General features: G+C 75.0%; 14 protein-coding genes. 2 read left to right on the top strand and 12 right to left on the bottom strand.

What is annotated here, in order from left to right:
* Positions 1 to 121: 121 nt before the first annotated feature.
* The 3 genes from amaB to HD595_RS42745 all read right to left on the bottom strand — a co-directional run bounded on the left by amaB (position 122) and on the right by HD595_RS42745 (position 6,265).
* Positions 122 to 1,663, bottom strand: a complete 1,542-nt coding sequence (gene amaB / locus HD595_RS42755) for an L-piperidine-6-carboxylate dehydrogenase (RefSeq protein WP_253779824.1) — start codon at positions 1,661 to 1,663, stop codon at positions 122 to 124.
* Between the two features lie 160 nt (positions 1,664 to 1,823).
* Positions 1,824 to 3,305 carry a 2-oxoadipate dioxygenase/decarboxylase gene (gene hglS, locus HD595_RS42750; RefSeq protein ID WP_253779821.1) on the bottom strand — a complete coding sequence of 494 codons (1,482 nt, stop codon included), beginning with the start codon at positions 3,303 to 3,305 and terminating at the stop codon, positions 1,824 to 1,826.
* Between the two features lie 38 nt (positions 3,306 to 3,343).
* A complete protein-coding gene (locus HD595_RS42745) occupies positions 3,344 to 6,265 on the bottom strand; it encodes an FAD-binding and (Fe-S)-binding domain-containing protein (protein ID WP_253779818.1) in 2,922 nt (973 codons plus the stop codon).
* Between the two features lie 182 nt (positions 6,266 to 6,447).
* On the opposite strand from HD595_RS42745, the gene HD595_RS42740 reads away from it, so the two are divergent.
* The gene (locus tag HD595_RS42740) at positions 6,448 to 9,357 is read left to right on the top strand and encodes a glycoside hydrolase family 2 TIM barrel-domain containing protein (protein WP_253779816.1); all 2,910 of its coding nucleotides are present in this window, start codon (positions 6,448 to 6,450) and stop codon (positions 9,355 to 9,357) included.
* Between the two features lie 119 nt (positions 9,358 to 9,476).
* On the opposite strand, the gene HD595_RS42735 is transcribed toward HD595_RS42740, so the two are convergent.
* From HD595_RS42735 to HD595_RS42725, 3 genes are all read right to left on the bottom strand, one after another.
* Positions 9,477 to 9,626 carry a hypothetical protein gene (locus tag HD595_RS42735; protein ID WP_253779813.1) on the bottom strand — a complete coding sequence of 50 codons (150 nt, stop codon included), beginning with the start codon at positions 9,624 to 9,626 and terminating at the stop codon, positions 9,477 to 9,479.
* A gap of 46 nt (positions 9,627 to 9,672) precedes the next feature.
* A complete protein-coding gene (gene menC, locus HD595_RS42730; protein WP_253779810.1) occupies positions 9,673 to 10,773 on the bottom strand; it encodes an o-succinylbenzoate synthase in 1,101 nt (366 codons plus the stop codon).
* A 122-nt stretch (positions 10,774 to 10,895) separates the two neighbouring features.
* Positions 10,896 to 11,459, bottom strand: coding sequence for an acyclic terpene utilization AtuA family protein (locus HD595_RS42725; protein WP_253779806.1), 564 nt, complete (start codon positions 11,457 to 11,459; stop codon positions 10,896 to 10,898).
* 180 nt (positions 11,460 to 11,639) lie between these two features.
* On the opposite strand from HD595_RS42725, the gene HD595_RS42720 reads away from it, so the two are divergent.
* Positions 11,640 to 12,629 (top strand): mechanosensitive ion channel family protein, encoded by a 990-nt coding sequence (locus tag HD595_RS42720; protein ID WP_253779803.1) that lies wholly within the window; start codon positions 11,640 to 11,642, stop codon positions 12,627 to 12,629.
* A 58-nt stretch (positions 12,630 to 12,687) separates the two neighbouring features.
* Here the strand turns inward: HD595_RS42720 and HD595_RS42715 are convergent, their stop codons facing one another.
* From HD595_RS42715 to HD595_RS42690, 6 genes are all read right to left on the bottom strand, one after another.
* Entirely contained in the window at positions 12,688 to 12,999 is a 312-nt protein-coding gene (locus HD595_RS42715; RefSeq protein ID WP_253779801.1) for a DUF6401 family natural product biosynthesis protein, read from the bottom strand.
* Positions 13,000 to 13,089: 90 nt separating this feature from the next.
* Positions 13,090 to 14,295, bottom strand: coding sequence for a M24 family metallopeptidase (locus HD595_RS42710; RefSeq protein WP_253779799.1), 1,206 nt, complete (start codon positions 14,293 to 14,295; stop codon positions 13,090 to 13,092).
* Positions 14,292 to 15,197: an ABC transporter ATP-binding protein gene (locus HD595_RS42705; protein ID WP_253779796.1), complete on the bottom strand. Its 906-nt coding sequence runs from the start codon at positions 15,195 to 15,197 to the stop codon at positions 14,292 to 14,294. Before HD595_RS42705 ends, HD595_RS42710 begins: the two co-directional genes overlap by 4 nt.
* On the bottom strand, positions 15,194 to 15,964 hold the full coding sequence (locus tag HD595_RS42700; protein WP_253779793.1) for an ABC transporter ATP-binding protein: 771 nt from the start codon (positions 15,962 to 15,964) through the stop codon (positions 15,194 to 15,196). The genes HD595_RS42705 and HD595_RS42700 overlap by 4 nt, the downstream gene beginning before the upstream one ends.
* Entirely contained in the window at positions 15,961 to 16,836 is an 876-nt protein-coding gene (locus HD595_RS42695; RefSeq protein WP_253779790.1) for an ABC transporter permease, read from the bottom strand. The genes HD595_RS42700 and HD595_RS42695 overlap by 4 nt, the downstream gene beginning before the upstream one ends.
* Positions 16,833 to 17,912, bottom strand: a complete 1,080-nt coding sequence (locus HD595_RS42690; RefSeq protein ID WP_253779788.1) for an ABC transporter permease — start codon at positions 17,910 to 17,912, stop codon at positions 16,833 to 16,835. The genes HD595_RS42695 and HD595_RS42690 overlap by 4 nt, the downstream gene beginning before the upstream one ends.
* Positions 17,913 to 17,923: the final 11 nt, after the last annotated feature.

Raw genomic sequence — 17,923 nt, 5'->3', positions numbered from 1 at the left:
CCTGCGCGGGGAAGCGGCGCGGATATCGGCCCGGAAAAATCGGCCCGGAAGAATCGGCGCGGCCCCCGAGGCGCGCGGCGTACGGCCGGGAGCCTCGGGGGCCGGCAGGGGTCGGACGGGTTCAGAGGAAGCTGACGTTCTGGGCCAAGGTGAGGCGGTCGGAATAGTTCACGGTGGCGGTCGAGCGCCGCATGTAGGCGCGCCAGGCGTCCGAGCCGGACTCGCGCCCGCCGCCCGTCTCCTTCTCCCCGCCGAACGCCCCGCCGATCTCCGCCCCGGACGTGCCGATGTTGACGTTGACGATCCCGCAGTCGGAGCCCGTCGCCGAGGTGAACAGCTCCGCCTCACCCACGTCGCGGGTGAAGACGCTGGACGACAGGCCCTGCGGCACCGCGTTGTTCAGCGCGATCGCCTCGTCCAGCGTGCGGTACGTCTGGACGTACAGGATGGGGGCGAACGTCTCCTCCCGCACGATGCCGTTCTGCCCCTCCACGCGCACGATCGCCGGCTCGGCGTAGAACGCGGCCGGGGCGGCCTGCGCCAGGCGCCGGCCGCCGCCGGCCAGCAGCTTGCCGCCCTCGGCCCGCGCGGTGTCCAGGGCGTGCCGCATCGCGTCGTGCGCCTGCCCGGTGATGAGCGGCCCGACCAGCGTGGCGTCGTCGAACGGGTCGCCGATGGGCAGCCGGCCGTACGCGGAGGTCAGCCGGTCGAGGAGGGCGCCCGCCACGTCCTCGTGCGCGATGAGCCGTCGCAGCGTGGTGCAGCGCTGCCCGGCCGTGCCCGCGGCGGCGAACACGATGGCGGACGCGGCGAGGTCCAGGTCGGCCGACGGGGCGACGACGGCGGCGTTGTTGCCGCCCAGCTCCAGCAGCGTGCGGCCGAAGCGCGCGGCCACCCGGGGGCCCACCTGGCGTCCCATGCGCACGGAGCCGGTGGCGCTGACCAGGGCCACGCGCGGGTCGTCGGCCAGCAGCTCCCCGAGGACGCGGTCGCCGAGCAGCAGCCGGTGCACCTCGCGCGGCGCGCCGGTCTCGTCGGCCGCCCTGGCGAGCAGGCGGTCGCAGGCCAGCGCGGTGAGCGGGGTCAGCTCGGACGGCTTCCACACCACGGTGTCGCCGCAGACCAGGGCGACGGCGGTGTTCCACGCCCACACGGCCGCCGGGAAGTTGAACGCCGAGATGACGCCGACGACCCCCAGCGGGTGCCAGGTCTCGGTGAGCCGGTGGCCGGGCCGCTCGGAGGCGATGGTGCGCCCGTAGAGCTGGCGGGACAGGCCGACGGCGAAGTCGCAGATGTCGATCATCTCCTGGACCTCGCCGAGCGCCTCCGAACGGATCTTGCCCGCCTCGATCGTGACGAGGTCGGCCAGGTCCGCCTTGTGCTCGCGCAGCAGGTCGCCCAGCCTTCGCACCAGCTCGCCGCGGCGCGGCGCGGGCACGGCCCGCCAGGTCAGGAACGCGGCGTGCGCGGCGGCGACCGCCTCCTCCGCGGCGTCGGCGGTGGTGGCGGCCAGGTCGAGCAGGCTCCCGCCGGTGATGGGCGTGCGGGCCCGCACGCCGTGGCCCTCGGCGGGGACGGCGTCCAGGCGGGCCAGGACGTCGAGCGCGCGCCGCCGCAGCGCGTCGGTGGAGGGAAGTGTGGAGGGAAGCGCGGTCGCGGTCATGGGTGAGTCTCCGTGAGGGGGGAGGGGCGGGGATCGATGTGGGGGCGCGCCCGTCAGGGGACGGTGGGGGTCGATGGGGGGCGGCCGTCAGGGGACGGTGGGAGTCGATGGGGGGGCGGCCGTCAGGGGACGGTGGGGGTCGATGGGGGGCGGTGGCCGGTCAGAGGACGGCGGGGAGGCCGAGGGCGCGGGCGGCCTGCCGGAGGGAGCGCTCCTGCTGGGCCTCGTAGAGCGCGAACGGGTCCAGCACCTCGCGGCCGATCGCCTCCGACAGCAGCCCGAGGTCGTACCCGGCGCCGGTGAGGCTGTCGTCCTTGACGCCCTCGCCGCTGAGGTTCGACTGGAAGATCCCGGCCGCCGAGCGGGGCAGGAAGTCCTCGTACACGATGGGCTCGGCGCGCAGCCAGCCGGCGTCCAGCAGCGCGGCCAGGTCGGCCACCGGCGGGCGGCCGTCGCGCGGGCGGTCCTCGACCGCGTGGTAGGTGAAGAACCCCATGCGGCGCACGGCGAGGTCCCGCTCGGATGCGGGGAACTCCCGCTCCCAAAGGGAGCGCGCCACCGCGTCGCGGCGCGCCGCCTCGCCCCGCCCGGCGCCGGCCGGAGAGCCGCCCGAGACCGACGAGCCGCCCGCCGAGGAGCCCCCCGAGACCGAGGAGCCGGCGGGGACGGTCTCGCGGGCCAGGTGGTCGGCGCGGGACATCAGGTCGTCGTAGAGGCGGCGCCCGTCGCGGGTGAGCGCGATCCCGCGCGCCTCCACCTCGCCGAAGCGCACCCGCAGCGATCCCGTCGTCACCGTCCCGTCCGGCTCCCGCAGGACGCGCGGCTCGGCCAGCGCCCGGAACGACGTCTGCCGCAGCAGCACGTCGGGCCCCGCCCACCGGGGCGGCCCCTGGATCGCGTCGATCATGGTGATGCCGCGCCCGGTCATCCGCCGGTACAGCTCGTCGATGTCGAGCACGCGCGGCGTCAGGTGGTTGATGTGCGTGCTCGCCACCCCGCCGATGTCGGCCGCGACCGCCGACACGCGCTCCAGCTCCTCGTACCAGGCCCGGTCGATCGGCTCGGCGGACAGCGCGAACGCCTCGACCGCGAGCCGCAGGAAGCGCTCGGCCCGCTCCTCCGGCAGCCCGCCCTCGGCCTCGGCCTCGGCGGCGAGCTCCAGCAGCTCCGGCGGGAACAGCCGCCTGGCCGACAGGAACGCCTCCAGCCGCCCCCGCAGACCGGCGTCGAAGAAGCGCGGGTCGCCGGGGGTGAGCATCGAGGTGAACACCCGGAACGGGTTGACGGCCAGCTCGTCCTCCGTCACCGGCCGGAAGGCCGTCGAGACGACGGGCACGGCGCTGGAGGCCGTGTCGCGCAGATCGTAGAAGCCGACCGGCCGCATGCCCATCGCCCCGAAGATCCGCGCCACCTGCCGCAGCTCGCCGGGTGTGCCGACGCGGATGGCGCCGTGCCGCTCGGCCGTGACCCGGCCGATGGAGCCCAGCCGTTCCGCCCCGGCCCCGGCCCGCCGCAGGACGTCGAGGTTGACCTCGTGGGAGACCTCCACGAGCGTCCGGTACGCGGGGACCTCCCGGCCGTACATCTCGGACAGGCGGCGCGCGAACGCGGCACGCAGCCGCCCCTGGGTGATCGATGACATGCGTTGCCTTTCCCGGTGGTGCGCGAAGAAGAGCGGGATCAGAGGGCTTCGGCGATCAGCTCGGCGAGGTGGGTGGCCCGGCGTCCGGCGCCCTGGGCGATCTGGGTGCGGCAGCTGAAACCGTCGGCCAGCACGGCGGTGTCCGGCCCGGCGGCGCGTACGGCCGGCAGCAGCACCTGCTCGCCCGCCGCCACCGACACCGCGTAGTGCTCCCGCTCGAACCCGAAGTTGCCGGCCAGCCCGCAGCAGCCCGACCGCAGCACGGTGTTGTCCACGCCCATGCGCCGCAGCAGCTCGGCGTCGGCGTCGAAGCCGCTGGTGGCGTGCTGGTGGCAGTGGGTCTGGCTGATCGAGCGGCCCCCGGCGCGGGGCGGCTCCCAGCCGGAGCGGACCAGCAGCTCGGCCAGGCCCACGGCCGACCCGGCGAGCAGGCGGGCCCGCCCGTCCTCGTGCAGCAGCTCGGGCAGGTCCGTCCTGAGCGCGGCCGTGCAGCTCGGCTCCAGCCCGACGACCGGCACGCCCGCCTCCAGCGACGGGCCGAGCGCGTCCAGGGTCCGGCGGCCGAGGCGGCGGGCCGTGCCGAGCTGGCCGGTGGTGAACCAGGTCAGGCCGCAGCACTGCGTGCCCGGCGGCACGCGCACCTCGTATCCGGCGGCCTCCAGCACCCGCACGCCGGCGCGCAGCACCGACGGGGCGAAGTGGTTGTTGAAGGAGTCCACCCAGAGCGTGACCGGCCCGCGCGGAGCCCCGCCCTCCAGAACGGGGGCGGGCCGGCGCCGGAACCACGACAGGAACGTCCGGTCGGCGAAGCGCGGCAGCTCGCGCTCGGCGGCGATCCCGCCGAGCCGCTTGACCAGCGGCGACAGGCGCGAGGACAGGACCGCGTTCACCAGGCGCGGCATCCGGGAGGCGGGCCGGGCGAGCAGCGGCAGCCAGCCCATGGAGTAGTGCGAGGCGGGCCGCACCCGGTGGCGGTAGTGATGGTGCAGGAACTCCGACTTGTAGGTCGCGACGTCCACGCCCACGGGGCAGTCCACGCTGCACCCCTTGCACGACAGGCACAGGTCGAGCGCGTCGCGCACCTCCGGCGAACGCCAGCCGGTGGTGATCACCTGCCCCTGCGTCATCTCGTACAGCAGGCGGGCGCGCCCGCGCGTGGAGTCCTTCTCGTCGAGCGTGACGCGGTAGCTGGGGCACATGACGTCGCCCCGCTGCCCGGCGGTGCGGCACTTGCCGACGCCGACGCAGCGGCGGGCGGCCCGGGCCAGGTCGCCGCCGTCGGCGTGCAGCGGCAGCACGGTGGCCAGCGGGATCGCCGGCCGGCGCGGGTCCACGCGCAGGTCGCCGTCCACCGGCCGGGGCCGGACGATCATGCCCGGGTTGAGCCCGCCGTCGGGGTCCCACAGCTCCTTGAACCGCTCGAACAGCGCCATGATCTCCGGCCCGTACATGAGCGGCAGCAGCTCCGAGCGGGCCTGCCCGTCGCCGTGCTCGCCGGACAGCGAGCCGCCGTGCTCGGCCACCAGCCGGGCCGCGTCCGTCACGAAGGACCGGAACGTCGCCACGCCCTCGGCGGTGCCGAAGTCGAAGTCGATCCGCACGTGCAGGCAGCCCTCGCCGAAGTGGCCGTAGACGGCGCCGCGCAGCCCGTGGCGGCCCATGAGGGCGGTGAAGCCGCGCAGGTACGAGCCGAGCCGCGCGGGCGGCACCGCGGCGTCCTCCCAGCCCGGCCACGCCTCCGAGCCGTCGGGCATCCGGGTCGCCAGGCCCGCCCCGTCCTCGCGGATCCGCCACAGGCGCCGCGCCCGCTCCGGGTCGGTGACGGTCAGCGCGCCGGTGAACCCGGCCGCCCGTCCCGCGGCCTCGCCCAGGGCCAGCGCCCGCTCCGGCAGCTCCGCCGGCTCGCCGCCCAGCTCGGCGAACAGCCACGCCTGCCCCGGCGGCAGCGCCTCGATCTCGGCCCGCGTCGCCGGGCGGGTCACGATGCCGGTCAGCGCCCGGTCCAGGCCCTCCAGGGCCAGCGGCCGGTGCTCCAGCAGCGCGGGCACCGCGTCCGCCGCCTCGCCCGCCCCCTCGAACCCGAGGACGACCAGGGCGCGCGCCGGCGGCGGAGCGACCAGGCGCACCGTCGCCGACAGGATCACCGCGCACGTGCCCTCGCTGCCGGCCAGCGCGCGGGCCAGGTGGAAGCCGTGCTCGGGCAGCAGGTGCTCCAGCGCGTACCCCGACACCTGCCGGGGGAAGCGGCCGAGGCCGGTCCGCAGCGTGGCCAGGTTGGCGCGGGCCAGCTCCGCCAGCGCGCCGACCAGCCGGCCGCGCTCGCCGCCCTCCGCCACCGCCGCCGCGACCTCCTCCGCGGTCATCGCGCCGACCGTCAGCACGGTGCCGCCGTAGGTGAGCACCTCCAGCTCCACCAGGTTGTCGGCGGTGCGCCCCCAGGCCAGCGAATGGGAGCCGCAGGCGTTGTTGCCGATCATGCCGCCGAGCGTGCAGCGGCTGTGCGTGGACGGGTCGGCGCCGAAGACCAGCCCGTGGGCGGCGGCGGCCGCCTGCAGGTCGTCCAGGACCACGCCCGGCTCGACGGTCGCCGTACGCGCCTCCGGGTCCACCGCGAGGACGCGGTTGAAGTGGCGGGAGAAGTCGAGCACCACGCCCGAGCCGACGGCCTGGCCGGACGTGCTCGTCCCGGCGCCGCGCGAGGTGATCGGCACGCCCAGACGGCGGCACACGGCGACCGCCTCGACGACGTGCCGCCGCTCGCGGGGGAAGACCACGGCCATGGGGACGCGCCGGTAGTTGGACGCGTCGGCGGAGTACTGGGCGCGCCGGCCCGCGTCGGCGGCCACCTCGCCGCAGCCCGCCTCGCGCAGCGCGGCGACCAGGCGCGCGAGCTTCGCGTCCGCGCCGCCGCCCTCGTCCTCGGCGGTCGTACGGGTGTCGCCGGCGGCCGTGCCCACCATGTCCCCCTCGCGTCCCTCGTCCGGATCCCTCCGTCCCACCTTGCGGGGACGTCCGGCCGAAACCAAGACCCGGCAGACCGACAGATTCCCGCCCAAGCCCAAGCAACACTTACGCTCGGCTCCCACGCCCCAATCAGCTCATCGCTGACGAAACAGGCCGCAACCTCTAGGCTGGGGCGGCGATGGATCTCGCACACTTCACCCCCGGCTCGGGCCGCCTGGCGCCCCGGGCGGCCCTGCGTTCCGACGCGCCCTCCCTCGTCCTCGACGGCATGTGGCGCTTCCGCCTCTCGCCCGCGGCCGACGTGCCGGAGGACTTCGCCGACCCCGATCACGACGACTCCGCGTGGGACGAGCTGCCCGTGCCGTCGCACTGGCCGCTGCACGGCCACGGCGCCCCGGCCTACACCAACGTGTCCTACCCCTTCCCGATCGACCCGCCGCACGTGCCCACCGAGAACCCCACCGGCGACTACCGCCGCGCCTTCGACCTGCCCGAGGGGTGGAGCGGCGGCCGGCTGCGGTTCGAGGGCGTCGAGTCGTACGCCCGGGTCTGGCTCAACGGCCACGAGCTCGGCTTCACCACCGGCAGCAGGCTGCCCGCCGAGTTCGACGCCGGCCCGTACCTGCGACCGGGCCGCAACGTGCTGGCCGTCCGCGTCCACCAGTGGTCGGCCGCCAGCTACCTGGAGGACCAGGACATGTGGTGGCTTCCCGGCATCTTCCGGGATGTCACGCTCACCCGCTCCACCGCCGACGTGTTCGTCCACGCCTCCTACGACGCCGGCACCGGGCGGGGAACGCTGAGCTTCGACGGCCCCGGCCGGCTCAGCGTGCCCGAGCTGGGCGTCGACGGCCTGGAGCCCGGCACGCCGGTCACCGTGGACGTGGAGCCGTGGTCCGCCGAGACGCCGCGCCTGTACGACGCCGTCGTGTCCGGCCCGGAGGAGACCATGCGGCTGCGCGTCGGCTTCCGTACCGTCGCCATCGAGGACGGCGTCCTGCTCGCCAACGGCCGGCCGCTGCTGCTCAAGGGCGTGAACCGGCACGAGTTCCACCCCGAGCACGGGCGGGCCGTGCCGTACGAGACCATGCGGCAGGACATCCTGCTGATGAAGCGGCACAACGTCAACGCCGTGCGCACCAGCCACTACCCGCCCCACCCCGCGTTCCTCGACCTGTGCGACGAGCTGGGCCTGTGGGTCGTGGACGAGTGCGACCTGGAGACCCACGGATTCGGTCAGGTCGGCTGGCGCGCCAACCCCACCGACGACCCGCGCTGGGAGGAGGCGCTGCTCGACCGCATGCGCCGCATGGTCGAGCGCGACAAGAACCACCCGAGCGTCATCATGTGGTCGCTCGGCAACGAGGCGGGCGTCGGCCGCAACCTCGCCGTCATGGCCCGCTGGACGCGCGAGCGAGACCCGTCCCGGCCGATCCACTACGAGGGCGACTGGTCGTGCGCGGACGCCGACGTGTACTCGCGGATGTACGCGAGCCACACCGAGGTCGAGGCGATCGGCCGGGGCGTCGAGGACCCGCTGCCCGACCCGCGGCTCGACGCGCGGCGGCGCGCGATGCCGTTCGTGCAGTGCGAGTACGCCCACGCGATGGGCCTCGGCCCCGGCGGGCTGGCCGACTACCAGGAGCTGTTCGAGCGGTACCCGCGCCTGGCCGGCGGCTTCGTGTGGGAGTGGATCGACCACGGCCTCGCCCACCCCGAGCACGGGTACGCCTACGGCGGCGACTACGGCGAGCCGGTCCACGACGGCAACTTCGTCATCGACGGGCTCGTCTTCCCCGACCGCACGCCGTCGCCCGGGCTGCTGGACCTGAAGAAGGTGTTCGAGCCGGTCCGCTTCGCCTTCGACGACGGCGTCGTCCGGGTCCACAACATGTACGGTTTCCGCGACCTGTCGCACCTGGAGTTCGTGGCCACGGTGGAGGCCGACGGCGAGGAGGTGGCGCGCTTCCCGCTCGACGTGCCCGCCGAGGGCGGCGAGGTCGAGCCGCCCGCCGCGCCGGGCGGCGAGGGGGAGCGGTGGCTCACCGTGCGCGCCGTGCTGGCCCGCGACGAGCCGTGGGCCGAGGCCGGGCACGAGGTGGCGTGGGGCCAGACCCGCCTGCCCGCGGCGGCGCCGCGGGCGGATGCGGGCGCGGGCGGCGCCGCCGAGGAGCTCGCCGCCGCGCGGCTGGTCGCCGGTGAGCCCGCCGCAGGGCAGCCGGCCGTGGGCGGGTCCGCGGTCGGGGAGCCCGTGGTCGGGGAGCTCGTGGTCGGGGAGTTCGTGGTCGGGGAGTTCGCGGTCGGCGGCGGGCGGTTCGACGCCCGTGGCCGGCTCGTGCGGCTCTTCGGGCTGGACGTGGAGGGGCCGCGCCTGGAGCTGTGGCGGGCGCCCACGGACAACGACCGCTACGGCGGGCTGGCCGGCACCTGGCGGGCGGCGGGCCTGCACCGGCTCACCCACCGCGTGGACGAGGTGACCCCCGTGGACGACGGGACGGGCCTGGCCGTGCGGACCCGGGTCGCCCCTGCGGCGACCGACCTCGGCATGCGCGTCGCCTACCGCTGGGCCGCCGACGGCGACGGCCTCGTCCTCACCGTCGAGGTCGAGCCGGAGGGCGAGTGGACCGGCCCGATCCCCAGGCTCGGCGTCGTCATGGCGCTGCCCGGCGAGCTGGGCGAGGTCACCTGGTTCGGCCGCGGCCCCGGCGAGGCGTATCCCGACACCGGGATGGCGGCGCGGGTCGGCCGCTGGTCGGCGACCGTGGACGCGATGCAGACCCCGTACGTGCGCCCCCAGGAGAACGGGCACCGTGCGGAGGTGCGCTGGGCCACGCTGACCGGGCCCGGCGGGCGGGGCGTGCGGGTGTCGGGTGATCCCGTGTTCGGGCTCACCGCCCGGCGCTGGACCACGGCCGACCTCGAACGCGCCCGCCACCGGCCCGACCTCGTGCCCGGCGACCGGGTCCACGTCAACCTGGACCTCGCCCAGCAGGGCGTCGGAACGGCGAGCTGCGGCCCCGGCACGCTGCCCGCCTACGAGCTGCGCGCCGAGCCGGCCGCCTTCCGGCTGCGCTTCGACCCGGCCTGAGCCGCGGTTGGAGACCTGGCCTGACACCCGGTCCGAGATCCGGGCCGACACGCGGCCCGAGCCCTGATCGCGGCCGTCCGGGACCCGGGGCCCTCATGGGGGCCCCGGGGACTCCCGGCTCAGTGGCGCTTGGTGCGCAGCTTGTCCAGGAACCGGCGGGCCTTCTCCTGGTTCTGCGGATCGCTCGCCATCCGCTTGGCCTTCTCCATCGTCTGCTGACCCTGAGGGCTGCGCAGGTACCCGCGCAGCTTGTCCATGAGCGTAGCCATGCGTACCCCCTACCCAGGAAGGACGCCGGAAAGCGGCCCCCGCGCCTCAGAGCGGGATCCACTCTGTGGACGTGGTGACCTCCTCCAGGATCGACGGGACCGGGTCCACGCCCAGGCCGGGCCCGGTCGGCACGTCCAGGTGGCCGTCGCTCAGCTCGAACGGCGCGGTGATGTCGGTGGCGTAGTAGCGGCGCGAGGCCGAGGTGTCGCCCGGCAGCGTGAAGCCGGGCAGGGCGGCCAGCGCCACGTTCGCGGCCCGGCCGAGCCCGGTCTCCAGCATGCCGCCGCACCACACCGCCACGCCGTGGGCCCGGCACAGGTCGTGGATGCGCCGGGCCTCCAGGTAGCCGCCGATGCGGCCCGGCTTGATGTTGACGATCGAGCAGGAGCCCAGCTCGATCGCCGCGGCGGCGTGCTCGGCCGACTCGATCGACTCGTCCAGGCAGATCGGGGTGCGCAGCCGGCGCGCCAGGCGGGCGTGCTGCACGAGGTCGTCGTTGGCCAGCGGCTGCTCGATCAGCAGCAGGTCGAACGCGTCGAGCTGGGCCAGGCGCGGGGCGTCCACCAGCGTGTAGGCGGCGTTCGCGTCGACCTGGAGCAGCAGGTCGTCGCCGAAGCGCTCACGCACCGCGCGGACCGGCTCCACGTCCCAGCCGGGCTCGATCTTCAGCTTGATCCGCACGTAACCCTCGGCGAGGTAGCCCTCGACGGCGTCGAGCAGGCGCGGGACGGAGTCCATGATGCCGACCGACACGCCGCACGGCACCCGGTCGCGCGCCGCGCCGAGGAAGCGGCCGAACGACTCGCCGGACGCCCGTAGCTGCGCGTCGAGCACGGCCGTCTCCAGGGCGGCCTTGGCCATGCGGTGCCCCTTGATCGGCTCAAGGGCGCGGCCCACCGCGTGGACGTCCACGGAGGGCGGCAGCGCGGGCAGCAGGAACCGGCGGATCACCTCGGCCGCGCCGTCCACGTACTCCGAGGAGTAGAGCGGCTCGGACATCGCCACGCACTCGCCCCAGCCCTCGGCCTCGGGCGTCACGACCCGGACCAGCAGCACGTCACGAGCCGTCTCAGTGCCGAACGACGTGCGGAACGGCGCCACCAGCGGCATCGCGATCCGCCGCAGCTCGACTCCAGTAATCTTCACGCTGACTCCCTGCTCCACGGGTGCTGGTCCTGGTCGGAGGCACCCGGCGCGCGGGGGCCACCCGCGTCCTACGGTAGGCGCTGCGGCCGGGCCCCCGCCCGCCGCCCGTCGCGATCCCGCGCCTACCGGACGTGGGCGGGCTCGCCCGCGCAGGGGGCGATGCGCACGCGGTACGGCGCCTCCTGGCTGAGCCGTACCGAGTCGAGCAGGACCGTCACCACCGGCGTCGGGTAGCGGCCCGCCCGGAAGCGCGCGGCCAGGAAGGCGAGCACCGCGTCCGCCTTCACCTCTCCGTCGAGCGCGGCGCCGCCGTCGCGGCGGATCTCCATGACGCAGGGCGCGCGCTGCCCGGCCAGCGCCAGGCCCGCGACCGTGGCGCCCGCCAGCGCCCCCACGTCCTCTGCCGTCCAGCCGTAGTGCCACATGCCCGCGGCCACGACGACCGAGGCGGGGTCGCCGGGCGCGGTGAGCACCACGTCCACGCCGTCACGCAGCTCCCGGGCGACGGCCTCCGCGCCGCGGGCGATCCGGGTGCCGGTACGCAGCCCCGGCAGGCGGGGGACGACGCCGCCGGCCTCGAAGACGAGCTTGACGCCGGTGCGGAGCCGGCCCGGCCGGCCGTCGCGCCACCCGCAGATGACCATGTCCGCCGAGCCGTGCATGCCCGAGACGCCGATGCGCAGCATGACCTGATCATTACCCTGCGCGATCGGCGATTACACACGGTGAGACGCGAGTGGATGTCTCTTGACCTGCGCGATCGATGTCCGATATGGCGGTGGGCGCGTGCCTGATCGCGGAGAGTGCGTTAAATGTCCGGTCTTGGGTAGTGCCTTTGCTGCGATGGATCCTCGAAGGAGGAAACCGTGAACATCAACTTCGGCCAAGGCCTGACGGACGTCTTCCGGCAGATCGCCACATTCGTCCCCAGGCTGATCGCCTTCATCGTCATACTCGTCATCGGCTGGCTGATCGCCAAGCTGCTGGCGAAGGTGGCCGACAAGATCCTGGAGCGGGTGGGCTTCGACCGCGCGGTGCAGCGCAGCGGCATGGGGCGAGTGATGGAGCGCAGCCGCTACGATGCCAGCGGTCTGGTCGCCAAGCTCATCTACTACGCGATCTTGTTGGTCACGCTGCAGATCGCCTTCAGCGTGTTCGGGCCCAACCCCATCTCGGCGCTGCTGACCGGTGTGGTGGCCTGGCTGCCCAAGGCGATCGTCGCGATCATCATCGTGGTGGTGGCCGGCGCCATCGCCGCCGCCGTCCGCGATCTCCTGGCCAGCTTGCTGGGCGGCCTCTCGTACGGCCGGTGGCTCGCGACGGCCGCCTCCGTGTTCATCTGGGCGCTGGGTATCATCGCCGCCCTGAACCAGATCGGCGTCGCCACCACGGTCACCACGCCGGTGCTCATCACCGTGCTCGCGACCATCGGCGCCATCATCGCGATCGGCGTCGGCGGCGGCATGGTGCGGCCGATGCAGGAGCGGTGGGACCGCTGGCTCGCCCACGTGGAGAGCCAGGCGCCGCAGGCGCGGGCGCAGGCCGAGGCGTACCAGCGCGGCCGCGAGGACGCCCGGCGGATGGCTCCGGAGACCGAGGCCGCCAGGGCGCCCGAGACGGCCGGCGCGCCGCCGCGCGCCGAGCGGGCGGGCGAGATGGGCGGCACCCCTCCGTCAGGCCGGACGACGCCTTCGGGCGAGTCCATGCCGTCCGGCCAGCCGATGCCTCCCGGCCAGCCCATGGAACCGGGCCGGCCCACCGGGCAGGGCCCGACCGGCCGGACCGGCGAGGACCGCCCGTGGACCGAGGGCGGCCCGAGGGGCGGCCTCGGCCCCGACCCCGGCCGCGACGTCTGACACGGACACCCGGGCCTGGGCGCACTAGTGGCGCGCCCAGGCCCCGGTGCTCGCGGGTTCAGGCGGGGGACTCGTCGGCCAGCAGCCCGAGCTCGTGGGTGAGCCAGCAGATGGCGGTCAGCCGGAGGGAGACGGCGTCCGGCTCGCCGCGGAAGGTCCAGCCGAGGTGCCGCAGCTCGTCGGCGAAGCCCAGCAGGTAGTCGCCGAGCGTCTCGCGGTCGAGCGCGATCGCGTCGCGCAGCGCCGCCGCGTGCTGGTCCACCGCCGCCAGGAGGCCGGGCTCGCCCGCCATCCGTTCCAGCTGGGCGCGCCCCAGGGTGTCCATCAGCCACCGCAGGGGGGACGCCGCCCATCCCTTCTCAAACAACACCCAAACAACCTTAAAAATGATTTATCCGGCATGGTTGCATAGAACCGTACATCAGGGTCGTGGTGTGGCGGCACCCACGGCGGGGCACCGTCACCGGTCCAGCACCCACAGCGCCCCCGCCGCCACGCCCGGGCCGTTCGTCTCCCCGCCGTCCGTCTCCCCGCCCGCGATCACTCCCGCGTTCAGCGGCGCCGCCCCGTCCGCCCCGCACACCACCACGTCCGCCACCCGCGCCCCGAACAGCTCCGGCACGTAGATCGCCGGCTCCACGCACAGCGTCATCCCCGCCGCCAGGGGCGTGTCGTCGCCCGCCCGCAGCCACGGCCCCTCCTGGTGGCTCAGCCCGACCCCCCGCCCCGCGTGCGGGGCGGCGAACCGGCCGTACCCACTGCCGTCGATCACCTCGCGCGCGGCCACGGCCACCTCCGAGGCGGCGACCCCCGGCCGCACCGCCCGCCGGGCCGCGGCGTGCGCGGCGAGCACCACCGAGTACATCGCCTCGAAGTCGTCAGGCGGCTCGGCCACCGCGTAGACCCGCGCCACCTCCGCGCAGTACCCGTCCCATCGCCCGCACAGCGACACGTGCAGCGCGTCACCCGGGTTGATCACCCGCTCGCCGGGCCGGTGCGACGGCCGGGCGGTGTGCTCGCCCGCCGCGACCACCACCGACAGGATCTCCTCGCAGCCGGACTCCAGCAGCATCCCGGCCAGCCGCCGCGCCATCGCCCGCTCGGTCGCGCCGAACCAGGCCAGCTCCCGCGCCTCGGCCAGCACCGCCTCGGCCGTGCGGGCGGCCCGCGCCACCGCCTCGACCTCCTCGGGCTCCTTGCGCAGCCGCAGCGGCGCCAGCACGGCCGCCGCCGGCACCAGCTCCGCCTCCAGCGACAGCCCGAACAGCTCGCGCACCCGCATCTCCGGGTCCACCCCGACCCGCCGCGCCCCGGCCGGGACGAGCCGGTCCGGCTCGCCCGTCTCCGCGCACACCTCCGGCGTGACCACGAGGAACCCGCCGCCCGCGCCGCCGAGGAAACGGAAGTCGGGGGAGGGGCGCAGCACCAGCGCGTCCACCCCCGCGGCGGCCATGGCGTCCCGCACGACCGCGAGCCGCCCGCCCCCGTCCGGAACGCCTCCGTCCGGAACACCTTCCTCCAGGAAGGTCCCGTCCGGAACACCTTCCTCCAGGAAGGTCCCGTCCGGAACACCCGCGTCCAGGAAGGCCCCTTCCGGGACGCCCGCGACCGCCGCCGACCCGCCGTCCCCGGCCTCGGGCCGGGGACGCCCCCCGTCGGTGGTCACGCCGGCTCGTGCAGCCAGCAGGCCACCGGGCCCGGCTCGGGCTCCTTCACCCGGCACACGTCCATCGCGAACGGGCAACGCGGGTGGAACCGGCACCCCTCCGGCGGCGCGGCCGGGTCGGGCACGTCCCCGGGCAGCTCCTCCGGCAGCACCCCCATGCCGTCGGGCTGGGGGATCGCCCGCAGCAGCGCCTGCGTGTACGGGTGACGGGGGTTGTCCCACACCTCGGCCGTGTCGCCGATCTCGACGATCCGCCCCAGGTACATGACGGCGATCCGGTCGGCGATCAGCCGCACCACCGACAGGTCGTGGCTGATGAACAGCAGCCCCGCGCCCGAGTCCACCGCCAGGTCCCGCATCAGCGTCGCGACCTGCGCCTGCGCCGAGGCGTCCAGCGCCGAGATCGGCTCGTCGCCGATCAGCATCCGCGGCCGGGCCGCCAGCGCCCGCGCGATCGCGATCCGCTGCCGCTGCCCGCCCGAGAACTCGTGCGGATGCCGCCCGGCGAACTCGCGCGGCAGCCCCACCCGCTCCAGCAGGTCGGCCGGGTCCGTCTCGCCGTCGCGCGCGGTCCGCAGGCCGTCGGCGATCTGGTCACCGACGCGCCGGCGCGGGTTCAGCGACGCGTACGGGTCCTGGAACACCATCTGGACGCCCGTCAGCGTACGACGGCGCAGCCCCAGCGGCGTCACCGGCGCGCCCTCGAACGTGATCGACCCCTCGGTGACCGGGTTCAGCCCGCACACCGCGCGGGCCAGCGTCGACTTGCCGCACCCCGACTCGCCGACCAGCCCGACGACCTCGCCGGGCCGCACCGTGAGGCTGGCCCCCGCCACGGCCCGCACCACGGGACGCCCGGGGGAGCGGTGCTCGACCACCAGATCCTTGATTTCCAGCGTCATGCGGTCTCCCCAGGCAGCGAGTCCAGCAGCGAGCGGGTGTAGGCGTGCGACGGCTCCCGCAGCACCTTGCCGCGCGGCCCCGTCTCGACGACGAGCCCGTCCTTCATCACGCTCACCTCGTCGGCGATCGCCGACATGACCCCGAGGTCGTGCGTGACCAGCAGCACCGCCAGCCCCAGCTCGTCGCACAGGCCGCGCAGCAGCCGCAGCACGCCGGCCTGCACGGTCACGTCGAGCGCGGTCGTCGGCTCGTCGGCGATGAGCACCCGCGGCGAGCAGGCCAGCGCGATCGCGATCGCGATGCGCTGGCGCATGCCGCCCGAGAACTGGTGCGGGAAGCGGCCGTACGCCTCCTCGGCGCCCGGGATGCGGACCTTGCCGAGCAGCTCCACCGCCCGGGCCCGCGCCTCCCGCCTGTCCAGCCTGAGGTGGTGGCGCATGTGCTCGGTGAGCTGCCTGCCCACCGACAGCATGGGGTGCAGGCTCGTCGCCGGGTCCTGGAAGACCATGGCCACCTCGCCGCCGCGCACCTTGTTCAGCTCGCGGGGCGGCAGCGTCAGCAGGTCGCGCTCGCCGAGCGCGATGCGGCCGGTGGCCCGCGCGCCGTGCGGCAGCAGGCCCAGCACGGCCAGGCCGGTCATGGTCTTGCCGGACCCGCTCTCCCCGGCCAGGCCGTGGACCCGCCCCTCCTGGAGCGACAGGTCCACGCCGCGCAGGATCTCCCTGCCGCCGATCGTGACCTTGAGGTCGGTGATGTCGAGGGTCACAGCGCACGCTCCTTGATGGCGCGGGCCGTACGCGGGTCGAGGGCGTCGCGCAGGGTGTCGCCGAGGAAGTTGAACGCGAGCACCACCGTCAGGATCGCCAGGCCCGGGAACGTCGCGACCCACCAGCTGTCGAACACCTCGACGCCGCCCGCCACCATGGCGCCCCACTCGGGCGACGGCGGCTTGGCGCCCAGCCCGAGGAACGACAGGCCCGACAGCAGCAGCAGCGCGGTGCCGATGTCCAGCGTCGCCAGCACCAGGACCGGGCCGGTGACGTTCGGCAGCACGTCCACGCGCAACGAGCGCCAGGCCGAGAAGCCCAGCAGCCGCCCGCTCAGCACGAACTCCCGCTCCCGCACCCCCAGCACCAGGCCGCGGGTGACGCGGGCGTAGGCCGGCCAGGCGACGACCAGCACGGCCAGCACCGCGTTGACCAGGCTCGCGCCCAGCGCCGCGGCCACCACCATGGCCAGGATGACCGTGGGGAAGGCGAACACGAGGTCCGCCACCCGCATGATCGTCTCGTCGGCCCACCGGCCGAAGTAGCCGGCGCAGGCGCCGAGCAGGCCGCCGATCAGCACCGACAGCACCACCAGCAGCAGCGTCAGCGGGATCGACACCCGCGCGCCGTACAGGACCCGGCTGAGGATGTCGCGGCCGAGCTGGTCGGTGCCGAACCAGTGCCCGGGACCGGGCGGGGCCAGGCGCGGCAGCTCCTGCGCCAGCGGGTCGTGCGGCGCCAGCAGCGGCGCCGCGAGCGCGACGACCAGCCAGGCCACCGCGACCACGCCGCCCACGACGGCCAGCGGCTGCCGCCACGCCTCGGGCAGCCGCCCGAGCAGGCCCTTGCGGGCCAGGGGATCGCGTTTCACTGGAGCCTCACACGCGGGTCGATGACGCCGTACAGCACGTCCACGATCAGGTTGATGACGAGGTAGACCACGCCCACGACCAGGCCGACGCCCATGACGGCGGGCAGGTCGAGGGTGGTGGCGCTCTTGTAGGCGTACTGACCGATGCCCGGCCAGGCGAAGATCGCCTCGACCAGCACGGTGCCCGACAGCAGGCTGCCGAACGCCAGGCCCGCCACCGTGATGACCGGCACCAGCGCCGAGCGCAGCACGTAACGGAACAGGATCACCCGGCCGGGCAGGCCCTTGGCCCGCGCCGCCCGCACGTAGTCCTGCCCGAGCACCTCCAGCACCGCCGAGCGGGTGAACCGCGTCAGCAGGCCGATCGTGTAGAGCGCCAGCACCAGCGCCGGGGTGATCAGGTGGCCGACGGCGGAGACGAAGACGTCCCACCGGCCGGCGATCAGCGCGTCCACCGTCTGCAGCCCGGTCACCGCCGGCGCCTCGCCGATCGCCGGGTCCACCCGGCCGCTGCCGGGCGTGATCTGCAACCGGTAGAAGAACACGTAGAACGCCACCAGCGCCAGCCAGAACGTCGGCACCGAGATGCCGATCAGGCTCAGCACGCGCAGCACGTGGTCCGGCAGCCGGTCCCGGCGCAGCGCCGCGACCACGCCGAACGCCACGCCCAGCACCAGCGAGACGGCGATCGCCGCGCCCGCCAGCTCCAGCGTCGCCGGAACGAACTGCGCCAGGTCCTCGGCGACCGGCCGGTGGCTCTGCTGGCTGACGCCGAAGTCGCCCTGGACCAGGCCGCCCAGGTGCAGCGCGTACTGCTCCCACAGCGGCTTGTCCAGGCCGTGCTCGGCGCGCCACTGCGCCACGATGGCCGGGTCGCCGAGCGCCCGCTGGCCGAGGTTGGCGGTCACCGGGTCGCCCGGCACCAGGTTCGTCAGGACGAACGTCACCAGCGTGATGCCCCAGGCCAGCAGCACGGCGGTCAGGATCCGCCGGAAGAGGAACCGGGCCAGCGGGTGCGCGCCCCGCCGGCGCCGGACCCGGGGCGCGGCGTCCGCGGTCTCCTTGGCGGACGTCATGGCCGACACGT

The organism is Nonomuraea roseoviolacea subsp. carminata (genome assembly GCF_024172185.1).
In the GTDB taxonomy this organism is placed as follows: domain Bacteria; phylum Actinomycetota; class Actinomycetes; order Streptosporangiales; family Streptosporangiaceae; genus Nonomuraea; species Nonomuraea roseoviolacea.
Note: the sequence above shows the minus strand (reverse complement) of the source record. Positions and strands in the feature narration are given on the sequence as shown.